At 60.9% G+C, this 11,405-nt stretch carries 9 protein-coding genes; 8 read left to right on the top strand and 1 reads right to left on the bottom strand.

What is annotated here, in order from left to right; all coding sequences use genetic code 11:
* Window positions 1-175: 175 nt before the first annotated feature.
* Window positions 176-1,579 (bottom strand): deoxyribodipyrimidine photo-lyase, encoded by a 1,404-nt coding sequence (gene phrB / locus ACESMW_RS08275; RefSeq protein WP_372986572.1) that lies wholly within the window; start codon window positions 1,577-1,579, stop codon window positions 176-178.
* Between the two features lie 145 nt (window positions 1,580-1,724).
* On the opposite strand from phrB, the gene ACESMW_RS08270 reads away from it, so the two are divergent.
* The 8 genes from ACESMW_RS08270 to ACESMW_RS08235 all read left to right on the top strand — a co-directional run bounded on the left by ACESMW_RS08270 (window position 1,725) and on the right by ACESMW_RS08235 (window position 11,403).
* Complete coding sequence (locus ACESMW_RS08270; protein ID WP_372986571.1) at window positions 1,725-2,222, top strand: ATP-dependent zinc protease; 498 nt, start codon at window positions 1,725-1,727, stop codon at window positions 2,220-2,222.
* On the top strand, window positions 2,219-3,124 hold the full coding sequence (rimK, locus tag ACESMW_RS08265) for a 30S ribosomal protein S6--L-glutamate ligase (RefSeq protein ID WP_372986570.1): 906 nt from the start codon (window positions 2,219-2,221) through the stop codon (window positions 3,122-3,124). The genes ACESMW_RS08270 and rimK overlap by 4 nt, the downstream gene beginning before the upstream one ends.
* A 3-nt stretch (window positions 3,125-3,127) precedes the next feature.
* Window positions 3,128-4,192, top strand: coding sequence for a succinylglutamate desuccinylase/aspartoacylase family protein (locus tag ACESMW_RS08260; RefSeq protein WP_372986569.1), 1,065 nt, complete (start codon window positions 3,128-3,130; stop codon window positions 4,190-4,192).
* A gap of 20 nt (window positions 4,193-4,212) precedes the next feature.
* Window positions 4,213-4,638: a secondary thiamine-phosphate synthase enzyme YjbQ gene (locus ACESMW_RS08255; protein ID WP_372986568.1), complete on the top strand. Its 426-nt coding sequence runs from the start codon at window positions 4,213-4,215 to the stop codon at window positions 4,636-4,638.
* Between the two features lie 260 nt (window positions 4,639-4,898).
* Window positions 4,899-5,876 carry a TAXI family TRAP transporter solute-binding subunit gene (locus tag ACESMW_RS08250; RefSeq protein WP_372986567.1) on the top strand — a complete coding sequence of 326 codons (978 nt, stop codon included), beginning with the start codon at window positions 4,899-4,901 and terminating at the stop codon, window positions 5,874-5,876.
* 83 nt (window positions 5,877-5,959) lie between these two features.
* Window positions 5,960-8,146, top strand: a complete 2,187-nt coding sequence (locus ACESMW_RS08245; protein ID WP_372986566.1) for a TRAP transporter permease — start codon at window positions 5,960-5,962, stop codon at window positions 8,144-8,146.
* 93 nt (window positions 8,147-8,239) lie between these two features.
* Window positions 8,240-10,054 (top strand): ATP-binding protein, encoded by a 1,815-nt coding sequence (locus ACESMW_RS08240; protein WP_372986565.1) that lies wholly within the window; start codon window positions 8,240-8,242, stop codon window positions 10,052-10,054.
* Window positions 10,051-11,403, top strand: coding sequence for a sigma-54-dependent transcriptional regulator (locus ACESMW_RS08235; protein WP_372986564.1), 1,353 nt, complete (start codon window positions 10,051-10,053; stop codon window positions 11,401-11,403). The genes ACESMW_RS08240 and ACESMW_RS08235 overlap by 4 nt, the downstream gene beginning before the upstream one ends.
* Window positions 11,404-11,405: the final 2 nt, after the last annotated feature.

Raw genomic sequence — 11,405 nt, 5'->3', positions numbered from 1 at the left:
CCAAAACACGCTGTGAATACATCCCTGTACGCTCCACTCTCGTTCACCGCCCGCACACCGTGGGGTTGAGCTTTCCAAAACACGCCGTGAATACGTCCCTGTAGGCTCCGCTCCGCCATCCATGGCTCCGCAGGGTTTTGGGCAGGCCTCGGCCAACACTGCCCGCACCTGTGAGTCAGTCTTTTAATGCCTGAAACTTTGCGATTGCCTCTTTTCTGCTTTCCTTCAGATCGACAATCGGTCTCAGATACCCTTTTGGAATGACACCCCCCTTTGCACCGGGATCGTGGATCCGTTTGCCGTCCAGCTTTGCCAGTTCCGGCACCCATTGCCGGATAAAGTCACCGTCCGGGTCGAAGCGTTCGCTCTGGGTCACCGGGTTGAATACCCGGAAGTAGGGCGCCGCGTCGGTGCCGGTGGAGGCACTCCATTGCCAGCCGCCGTTGTTGGAGGCCAGGAAGCCGTCCACCAGTTTTGACATGAAATAGGCCTCGCCCAGGCGCCAGTCGATGAACAGGTTCTTGGTGAGGAACATGGCGGTGACCATGCGCAGGCGGTTGTGCATCCAGCCGGTTTCGTTGAGCTGTCGCATGGCGGCGTCGACGATGGGTATGCCGGTGCGCCCTTCTTTCCAGGCATCAAACTTGTCACCGGGAGTGTTCCACTCCAGGGCTTCGGTTTCCGGCTTGAATGCCCGATGCATGCTGACCCGCGGATAGTGGTAGAGGATGTGGATGTAGAAGTCCCGCCAGGCGATTTCGTTGGTCCAGGTGGCGAGTCCCTCCTGGTTGCCGCCCATACCCTGGGATTGTCGTGCGGCCAGCAGGCACTGGCGGCCGGACAATACGCCGTTGGCCAGGTAGGGCGACAGCTGGCTGGTGCCGTCGATGGCGGGGAAGTCCCGCTGGTCCTTGTAGGCGCCTGCCCGTTCCTGCAGGAAGTTTTCGAGCTGGTCGTGGGCGGCATCCTCGCCGGTCTTCACCAGGGCGGGCGGAGCGCCCCGGAATTCCTCCGGTATACCTGCAATCCGTTCCGGGTTGATCGCATCGCCCCGGGCGGCCGGGATCGGGAACAGTTGTGGCGAGTTTTCCTCGATCCAGCTCCGCCAGCGGCGGGCGAAGGGGGTGAAAACCGAGTAGGGGTCACCTTGTCCGGTGCGGATGTCGCCCACCGGGGCGACGGTCTGGTCGCGGTATTTGCACAGTTCAACCGGCAGGTCGGCGAGGCGCTGTTTCAGGGATTTGTCCCGGCGGCGCTCGTTGATGCCGTATTCCTCGTTACAGTGGATTTGTGTGACGTCGTGCTCCCGGCAGTGGTCCAGCAGGAGGTCCAGGCTGTCGTCGAAGCGGTTCCCGTAGAGGAAGGTCATCGGGATGCCGAGGCTTGCCAGGGTTTGGGCCAGGGCGTTGGCGTGCTCGATCACGAATGCCACCCGGGCCGGAGACCAGTCGTGTTCCTGCCATTGATCCGGTGTGAGGATGTAGCAGGCGCGGACGGTATCGTCAGTCTTGCACGCGGCGGTGAGTGCCGGGTTGTCGGCCGTGCGGAGATCGTTTCTGAACCAGACCAGCTGTGTCATTGGGTATCCTGTTCTTCCGGGACGCTCCTGTAAGGGTAATCACGGTCCCTGTTGCAATGAAATCACCGACTTGGATATTCGCCGGGGTGGCAGGTTTGGATTATAGTTAAGTCTGATTTGCCTAAAGAAAAAAGGGACTTACCGGATGTCAAAAAAAGCAAGTGGTGCCCCCGATAAGGCGCAGTCCGTCCCGGTGGAGGAAAGGGTCAGCCTGGGCTGGCGGGAATGGGTTGCGCTGCCGGACCTGGATATTTCCCGCATCAAGGCCAAGGTGGATACAGGGGCCCGCACTTCGTGCCTGCACACGTTCCGAACCGAGCCCTATACCGAGAACGGCGAACGACGGGTCCGTTTCTGGGTGCATCCGGTTCAGAACGATATGCATCAGGTGGTGGAGTGTGACGCGAAGGTTCTGGACGAGCGTAACGTTTCCGATTCCGGTGGCCACCGGGAGCTGCGTCTGGTCATTCAAACCACAGTGGTGGTGGGTGATCAGAGCTGGCCCATTGAAATGACCCTTACCAACCGGGACTCCATGAGATTTCGCATGTTACTGGGGCGCACCGCCATGGACGGTCGCTCGGTGGTACTTCCTGAAGCTTCCTATCTTGCCGGTGAGCCGGTTATAAGGACTGATAAATGAAAATAGCGGTACTGTCGCGGAACAAGAACCTTTACTCCACCCGGCGCCTGGTGGAAGAGGGTATCAACCGCGGCCACGAAGTGCGGGTTATCGATTGTCTGCACTGTTCCATGAACATTACCTCCGCCAAACCCCAGATCAGCTACCACGAGGAGCTCCTTGAGGGCTTTGACGTGGTCATTCCGCGGATTGGCGCGTCGGTGACCTTCTATGGCACGGCAGTGTTGCGGCAGTTCGAGATGATGGGTGTGTTTCCGGTCAATGAGTCGGTGGCAATCACCCGTAGCAGGGACAAGTTGCGCTCGCTGCAGTTGCTCGCGCGCAAGGGTTTGGGCATGCCGGTAACCGGTTTTGCCAACAAGCCGGACAACGTGCCTGAGCTGCTAAAAATGGTGGGTGGCGCACCGGTGGTGATCAAGCTGCTGCAGGGTACCCAGGGTATCGGGGTGGTACTGGCGGAAACCCGCAAGGCCGCGGAGAGCGTCATTGAGGCGTTCATGGGCCTGAAAGCGGATATCCTCGTTCAGGAGTTTATCAAGGAAGCCGGCGGTGCCGATATCCGGTGCTTTGTCATCGGTGAAAAGGTGATTGCCGCCATGAAGCGACAGGGTGCCGAGGGCGAATTCCGTTCCAACCTGCATCGCGGAGGCACTGCCTCCCTGGTGCGCATCACGCCGGAGGAGCGTCGGACCGCGATCATGGCGGCCAAGTCCATGGGTCTGAACGTGGCCGGTGTCGACCTGTTGCGTTCAAGTCGCGGTCCCCTGGTCATGGAAGTGAACTCCTCGCCGGGTCTGGAGGGCATCGAGAATGCCACCGGCAAGAATGTGGCGGGCATGATCATCAACTGGACCGAAAAGAACCAGAAGCCCTGGAAAACCAGAACCAAGGGAAGGGGCTGAACCATGGCGCGGGCACCGTTCGAGATTGCGGGCACCCAGATCAAAGCGGGTACACGGGAAACCGTTGAGGTACCAGTGGCCAAGCTCTATACCCACACGCCGCTGCACATTCCTGTTGAGGTAGTGCACGGCCGCCGGGATGGTCCGGTGCTGATGGTGTGTGGTGCCATCCACGGTGACGAGATCAATGGGGTGGAGATTATCCGGCGGGTGCTGACCAACTCCGCGTTGCGGCACCTGCGCGGTACCCTGGTGGCCGTGCCGATCGTCAATATCTTCGGGTTTGTCCAGCGTACCCGCTATCTGCCGGATCGCCGGGATCTGAACCGGTGCTTCCCGGGCAGTGAAACCGGGTCCCTGGGCGGGCGCATTGCCTATTTGCTGCGTACCTTGTTGATGGAGCGGGTCACCCACATCATTGACCTGCACACCGGCGCCATCCACCGGTTCAACCTGCCCCAGATCCGGGCGGAGCTGAAGAACCCCGAAACCGTGCGCATGGCCGAAGCCTTCGGTGCCCCGATCATCATCAATGCCAGTCTTCGGGAGGGTAGCCTGCGGGCCTACGCCGATTCCCAGGATATACCGGTTATCACCTTCGAGGGCGGCGAGGCGCTGCGCTTTGATGACGTGGTCATCACCAGCGGCGTCAAGGGTGTGATCCGGGTCATGCGGGAACTGGAAATGGTGCCGGCGAAGAAGGGGCCCAAGGCTCCGAAGAAGCGTTCGGAAACTGCTGCCAACTCCCAGTGGGTGAGGGCGGACCTTGACGGCATCATGCGCCCAGTGGCCCGTCTCGGGCAGAAGGTGCGTAAAGGCCAGAAGCTGGCCATGGTGGCTGACCCCTTCGGCGAAACCGAAGTGGCCATTACCTCGCCCTGTTCCGGCATTGTGATCTGCGTGAATAACCTGCCGCTGGTGAACGAGGGAGAAGCCATTTACCACATCGCCCGCTTCGACGAACTCAGCGAAGCCGAGAAGGCCATGGACTATTTCCGCAGCTCCTTTGAAGCCGAGGTCAGTGAGGCGGTGGTGCCGGTCCATCCCTGGGACGAACTTCAGAAATAGGCCGCAACTCGGGAGTTACCATGATCTGGGATCAAACCATCATTGAACTGGCCCCGCTCCCGCGGGGCTTCCACCTGGTCACCAACGAGGTGCTGGCCCAGGGCCCGAGCCTGAATAACTGCGAGATGGGGTTGCTGCACCTGTTTATCCAGCACACTTCGGCCTCCCTGGCAGTCAACGAGAATGCCGACCCGGATGTGCGCGGGGATCTGGAGCGCCACTTCAATGTCATGGTGCCGGAGAATGCGCCTCACTATGAGCATGTCATGGAGGGCCCCGACGATATGCCGGCCCATATCAAGAGCGTGCTGATCGGTCCTTCGCTCACTTTGCCGGTGTCCCGGGGCCATCTTGCCCTCGGTACCTGGCAGGGAATCTATCTCTGCGAACACCGGGACCGGGCCGGCAGCCGCCGGATTGTCGCCACGCTTCAGGGGCGGTGGTAAGAGACCCGCTTTACGTCAAATTCCTTTCGAGCCTCCTTCCACTGTCTACACTCAGGTATGGATATCCACCCATTGCCTCCCGGTAATGGGTGGATATCCACACATTCTTGAGTCGTTCATTTCAGCGCCGGACCAATAAGACTATGTTTTATAGGTATTTTCCGAAGCTGGTCCGGTCCTTGCTGATACTAGAACTCACCGTGGCCTTTGACGGCCGCGTCAAGCACCCGACAACCAAAATGATATGGGGAGCATCCTCTATGAAGATCCAAGCCATTCTGGCAGCAGCCGTTGCCTCCGCCGCCATCGCCAGCCCGGCCATGGCCCAGGACAAATCTGACTGGCCCGAAAGCTTCACCATTGGTACAGCCAGCCAGGGCGGTACTTACTTCGCTTACGGTTCAGGCTGGGCCAACTTCATGGCCGAGAACCTGGGCATCTCCGGTGGCGCCGAGATTACCGGTGGCCCGATGCAGAACATGGCCCTGGTACACACCGGCGACCTGAGCTTCGGCCTGACCACCATGGGGCCGGCCCGTGAATCACTGGAAGGCAAGAGCCCGCTGGCTCCGGGCATGGCGATGGACAACGTCTGTGCCATGTTCCCGATGTATGAAACACCGTTCTCCATCACCACCCTGGCCAGTTCCGGCATCACCTCCATCGACGAGATTCCGGACGGTGCCACCATCGGTTTCGGTCCCTCCGGTTCCACCTCTGACACCTACTTCCCGCGCATGATGGAAACCCTGGGAGTGGACTTCGAGCGCCGTAATGGCAGCTGGTCCGATCTGGGTGGTCAGCTGCAGGATGGTCTGATCGACGTGGTGGCCTTTGCCGCCGGTATCCCCATTCCTGCGGTCAGCCAGCTGGAAGTCCAGACCGACGTCAACATCATCGGCATGTCCGACGAGCAGGCCAAGACCATCACCGAGGCGTTTCCGGTCTCCGAGTTCGTGATTCCGGCCAGCACTTACCAGTCCCTGGAAGAGCCGTCCAGGGTGGTATCCATGTGGAACTTCGCCATCGCGAACTGCGATGCACCGGAAAGCCTGGTGTATGAGATGGTCAAGCTGACCATGGAGAACAACGACAAGATGGTCTCCATCCACAAGGCGGCACGGACCACCATCCCGGAGAACTACACCAAGAACAACGTACTGTCCTGGCATCCGGGCGCAGCACGCTGGTTCAACGAGAACGGCTACGAGATTCCGGAAAGCAAGATCGGCAAGTAACCGTTGTGTCTGAGGGGGCCGCATGACGGCCCCCCAATTTCCGGTTCTGAACCGGCCCGGCTTTTCCGATAGCAGGTTGCAAAATGTCCACTGAACACGAAATCCAGCATTCGCCCCGGATTACCGAGGACGAAGACCATGTCCTGGCCCATAACGTCGACGAAGAGCCCGTTGAGGCCAACCGTCGCATGTTCGACGGCGGGCTGCTCAAACTCGTCACACTGCTGACCATTGCCTACTCGTCATTCCATCTGTACACGCTGAATATTTCGCCGCTGGAGACCTGGTCCTTCCGGATCATCCACGTCGCGGGTGCCCTTTTCCTGGGCTTCATGCTGTATGCAGGGGCCCGTTTTGCTTCGGCAGAGGAAGGCGAGGTGCGCCACCGTTGGACCACCTGGATCGCCGGCGTGGCCATGCTGCCCGCCCTGTACGCGGTCTACCAGAGCTTTGCCTTCCACCAGATGCTCAACGATGGCGCGCTGCGCATCGCACCGGAACTGGAGACCTGGCACTACGGCTGGCCGCTGATTGCGGCAACGGCTGTAGGCATTGTCATGAGCTGGTTCCATCAGCGCGGACGGGGGCGTTTCAGCCTGCCGGACCTGGTGCTGATGGTGTGCTCGGTCGCGGTGGCGGCCTATCTGCTGGTTGTGTTCAATACCCCGATCCGGATGTCCACGGGTACGCCGTTCTCGCCGGTGGGGATTTCTTTTGCGGCTGTAGCCGGTTCCGCTCTCATTCTTGAGCTGACCCGCCGCGTGGCGGGCATGGCGCTGGTGATTATCGGCCTGGTGTTCCTGGCCTATGTGTTTGCCGGCCCTTACCTGCCCGGCTTCCTGGGCTATCCCGGACTGAGTGTGAAGCGCTTCTTCAGTCAAGTGTATACCGACGCCGGTATCCTCGGCCCGACCACGGCGGTATCCTCCACCTACATTATTCTGTTCATCATCTTTGCTGCCTTCCTTCAGGCATCCAAGGTTGGTGATTACTTCGTCAACTTCGCGTTTGCCGCGGCCGGCCGCTCCCGCGGTGGCCCCGCCAAGGTGTCGATTTTCGCATCCGGCCTGATGGGCATGATCAACGGCACCAGCGCCGGCAACGTGGTGTCCACCGGTTCCCTGACCATCCCGCTGATGAAGAAGGTGGGCTACAAGAAGACCTCCGCCGGCGCGGTGGAAGCCGCTGCCTCCACCGGTGGCCAGATCATGCCGCCGATCATGGGGGCGGGTGCCTTCATCATGGCGGAGATCACCGGCATTCCGTACACCGAGATTGCCATTGCAGCGATCATCCCGGCCATCCTGTATTTCGCTTCCGTTTATTTCATGGTGGATTTTGAAGCGGCCAAGACCGGAATGCGCGGCATGCGTGAGGACGAGCTGCCCAAGCTCGGCCGCCTGATGAAGCAGTGCTACCTGTTCGTTCCGATCATTATCCTCATCGTTGCCCTGTTCATGGGCTATTCGGTGATCCGGGCCGGTACCCTGGCGACTGTCTCTGCGGCGGTGGTGAGCTGGATTTCCCCGAACAAGATGGGGCTGCGTTCCATCCTGAATGCGCTGGATATAGCGTCGATCATGGCGATCCAGATCATCGTGGTCTGTGCCGCCGCCGGTATCATCGTCGGGGTCATCTCCCTGACCGGTGTCGGTGCGCGTTTCTCGGTGCTGCTGCTGGACGTAGCTGAGCACAGTAACCTGCTGGCGCTGATCTTTGCGATGTTCATCTCCATTCTGCTGGGCATGGGCATGCCCACGACCGCTGCCTATGCGGTGGCCGCGTCGGTAGTGGCACCGGGTCTGGTGCAGCTGGGCATCGAGCCGCTCACCGCCCACTTCTTCGTGTTCTATTTCGCGGTGGTTTCTGCCATCACGCCGCCGGTGGCCCTGGCGTCCTACGCTGCAGCCGGTATCTCCGGCGCTAACGCCATGGAAACGTCGGTCGCCTCGTTCCGGATTGGTATTGCCGCGTTCATCGTGCCGTTCATGTTCTTCTACAACGACGCACTGTTGATGGAAGCTGGCTGGTTCGAGATCGCCCGCGCCCTGGTCACGGCCACTTTCGGTGTTTACCTGCTCTCCGGTGGTGTCATGGGCTGGTTCGCCAAGGTGGCTGCGCCCTGGTTCACCCGTCTGCTGCTGATCGGTGCGGCCTTGCTGATGATCGAGGGCGGGCTCTGGACCGACCTTGGCGGTGTGGCCGCAGCGGTGCTGGCCTTCCTGATGCAGCGTCAGCGCCGGGCCCGGCTCGCGCCCGCGGTATCCTGATGGCCTGAGCCGCATTCTGACCGGCCGGCACAGCCCCGGTTGTGCCGGTCCGGTCGGAGCGCTAGGCTAGCGCTTTTTTCGGAACTCTCTGCCATGCCTTTGCGAATCGGTGCTGTCCTGCTCTTGCTGATCACCCTCGGCCTGTCCTGGGTGCTGGGTGGCTGGGCCGGCTATCGTCAGGTGGAGCAGGAGAGCCTGGAAGAATCCTTTCGCTACCGACAGCTGGTGGCCAATGAGCTCAATCGCTACCTCCCCATTCCGGAACTGATGGCCGAGCATCCGCTGATGGCGCGGGCGCTGCAGAATCCGGAGGATCCCCGGACCATTCTCGATGCCAATGAGGAAATGCAGAGGATGGCGACGATCGTTGGCAGTTCCGATGTCTACCTGATGGATACCAGTGGCCTGACCATCGCCGCCAATAACTACCAGCAGGAAGACAGCTTTGTCGGCCGGAGATTCGATTTCCGGCCCTACTTCTCGGATGCCATGGCCAGCGGTGACTCGGCAATCTATTTTGCCCTCGGGCTGATGTCCGGGGTCCGTGGCCTGTACTTTTCCCATCCCGTGCGCAGCGACGGTGGCGAGATCGCCGGTGTCATTGCGGTCAAGGTGCTGGTGCATGAACTGGAGTCCCAGTGGCATCGGCCGGCGTCCCTGAGCGAGGCGGAAATGGTGGTGCTGGACCAGTTCGGTGTCAGCTTCCTGGCCAGTCGGCCTGCCTGGCTGTACCGGGACTTTTCCGGGGGAAGCAACGGCGCGTTGCCGCTGGAAACTCGGCAGCGTTATCCGGAGCGCGAACTGAACCCCATGCAGATTGTGGAACTGGGGCGGCCCTGGGGGGTGTCAGAGCAATCGTCGAAAATCCGGTTCCGCACTCCCGAGGGCAACCAGGAATACCTGAGTGTCCGGACCCCGTTACCAAGACTGGACTGGACGCTGCAGGTCATGGTGTCGACTGCTCCGGTGCTGTGGACCCGGCTGGGCTTTCTGGTTGCCGGCTTTGCCATCTACGTCGGTGTCCTGCTGGCCTGGCTGTATCTGCGGGAGCGTTACCGGCGGGAAGCAGAGCTGGCCCTGCGGGGAGAACAGCTGGAGCGCCGGGTGGCCGAGCGCACCCGGGATCTGGAGCACTCCAATCAGCAGTTGCTGGAGGAAATCAGTGAACGGGAACGGACCCAGAGCGAGCTTCGGGAAACCCAGCAGGAGCTGATCCAGGCCGCCAAACTGGCGGTGCTGGGGCAGATGTCGGCGGGACTGAACCACGAAATGAACCAGCCGCTGACGGCCATCCAGACCTATGCCCGCAACAGCCGCCGTTTTCTGGAGAAGGGGGCCACGGATATGGTGGACGCCAACTTGTCTGAAATTATCACCCTGTGCGACAAGATGGCGGAGCTCACCCGGCAGTTCAAGGTGTTTGCCCGCAAGTCGGAAGGGCCGCCGTCGGTGGTGGATCTGCGCCTGTCGGTGGATGCGGCCCTGAAAATCATCAAGGCCCAGAAGAACAGTGCCGGTATCGATATCCGGTGGAACCGTCCGGAACAGCCGGTGATGTGCCACGGCGACCTGATACGGATCGAGCAGGTGATGGTGAACCTGCTGGCCAATGCGGCACAGGCCGTGGAAGAGCGCGAGGCGCCGGTGATCACCATCGATGTGGAAGTGGTCGACGGCCACTGGCGCTGTACGGTGCGGGATAACGGTTACGGGCTGCCGGGAAACACCGAGCAGATTTTTGAACCTTTCTTTACCACCAAGTCGGTCAAGCAGGGACTGGGGCTTGGCCTGTCCATTTCTCGGCAGATCGTCGACGCCCTGGGTGGCACCCTTACCGGGCGGAACCGCCCGGACGGCCCCGGCGCGGAATTTGTACTGACCTTGCAACAGCGGGAGGCAACGGAATGACACAACCCTCGGTAATCTTTGTGGATGATGACCCGCACATTCTCCAGGCCATGGCCCAGACCCTGACCCTCGAGGATTTGCCAGTGTCCTGTTTCGAAGGCGCGGCGGAGGCCCTGAAAACCATCACGGCGGACTTCGAGGGCATCGTCCTGTGCGACTACAACATGCCCGGCATGGATGGCCTGCAAATGCTGGAGCAGGTCCGGGCGGTGGATGACAGCATTCCGGTCATCATCCTCACCGGTCAGGGCGACATCAGTACCGCGGTCACCGCCATGCAGCAGGGCGCCTACGACTTCATCGAGAAGCCCTTTGATCATGAGGAGTTGATCGAGCTGCTGCGCCACGCCCTGGAAAAACGACACCTGGCGCTGGAAAACCGGCGGCTGAAAGCCCAGCTGCGGCAGATGGCCAAACCGGGACCGCGGATCCTCGGGGATTCGCCGTCCATGCAGAAGGTGATGGCGACCATCGATCCCATCCTGGATATCTCCGCCAACATCCTGCTGCACGGTGAGACCGGTTCCGGAAAGGATGCCATGGCCCGTTACATCCACGAAAACAGCCCGCGTAGCGCCCACAATTTCGTCGCCATCAATTGCGGTGCGGTGCCGGAGAACCTGATCGAGAGCGAGCTGTTCGGCCATGAAGCCGGCGCCTTCACCGGGGCGGACAAGCGGCGGATCGGCAAGATCGAGCACGCGCACAAAGGCACCCTGTTCCTGGACGAGGTGGAAAGCATGCCCATGCCCCTGCAGATCAAGTTGCTGAGGGTGCTGGAGGAGCAGAAGGTCGAGCGCCTGGGCAGCAACCAGGTGCAGGATGTGGATGTGCGCATCATTGCCGCGACCAAGGCAGACCTGAAAAAACTCAGTGATGACGGGGAGTTCCGCGCCGACCTGTATTACCGGCTGAACGTGGTGAAGGTGGATATCCCGCCGTTGCGGGAACGCAAGGAGGACATCCCTTTGCTGTTCCACCACTTCGTGCTGATTGCCGCCGCCCGCTATGACCGGGAGAGCGTGCCCCTGGATGCCGGCCAGGCGGCCCGCCTGATGCAGCGGTCCTGGCCGGGGAATGTCAGGGAACTGCGGAACCTGGCGGAACGTTACGTCCTGCTTGGACCGGCCGCCCTGGATGAGAATGAGCCCGGCAGCGAGGGCGATATCTCAGGCCGCCAGACTCTGGCCGAGATGATGGACAGTTTCGAGCGCACGGCGATAGTCAGTGCCCTCAACGCCTGCCACGGCAGCATCAAGGACACCATGGTTCAGCTTGGCATTGCCCGCAAGACTCTCTACGACAAGATGAAAAAGCACGGCCTGGACAAGGCCCAGTTCAAGGACTGAGC

Source organism: Marinobacter sp. (assembly GCF_041690455.1).
Classification (GTDB): domain Bacteria; phylum Pseudomonadota; class Gammaproteobacteria; order Pseudomonadales; family Oleiphilaceae; genus Marinobacter.
Note: the sequence above shows the minus strand (reverse complement) of the source record. Positions and strands in the feature narration are given on the sequence as shown.

Coding starts and splice junctions, on each gene's coding strand:
- phrB (WP_372986572.1), bottom strand. CDS start 1,579: ATGACACAGCTGGTCTGGTTCAGAAACGATCTCCGCACGGCCGACAAC.
- ACESMW_RS08270 (WP_372986571.1), top strand. CDS start 1,725: ATGTCAAAAAAAGCAAGTGGTGCCCCCGATAAGGCGCAGTCCGTCCCG.
- rimK (WP_372986570.1), top strand. CDS start 2,219: ATGAAAATAGCGGTACTGTCGCGGAACAAGAACCTTTACTCCACCCGG.
- ACESMW_RS08260 (WP_372986569.1), top strand. CDS start 3,128: ATGGCGCGGGCACCGTTCGAGATTGCGGGCACCCAGATCAAAGCGGGT.
- ACESMW_RS08255 (WP_372986568.1), top strand. CDS start 4,213: ATGATCTGGGATCAAACCATCATTGAACTGGCCCCGCTCCCGCGGGGC.
- ACESMW_RS08250 (WP_372986567.1), top strand. CDS start 4,899: ATGAAGATCCAAGCCATTCTGGCAGCAGCCGTTGCCTCCGCCGCCATC.
- ACESMW_RS08245 (WP_372986566.1), top strand. CDS start 5,960: ATGTCCACTGAACACGAAATCCAGCATTCGCCCCGGATTACCGAGGAC.
- ACESMW_RS08240 (WP_372986565.1), top strand. CDS start 8,240: ATGCCTTTGCGAATCGGTGCTGTCCTGCTCTTGCTGATCACCCTCGGC.
- ACESMW_RS08235 (WP_372986564.1), top strand. CDS start 10,051: ATGACACAACCCTCGGTAATCTTTGTGGATGATGACCCGCACATTCTC.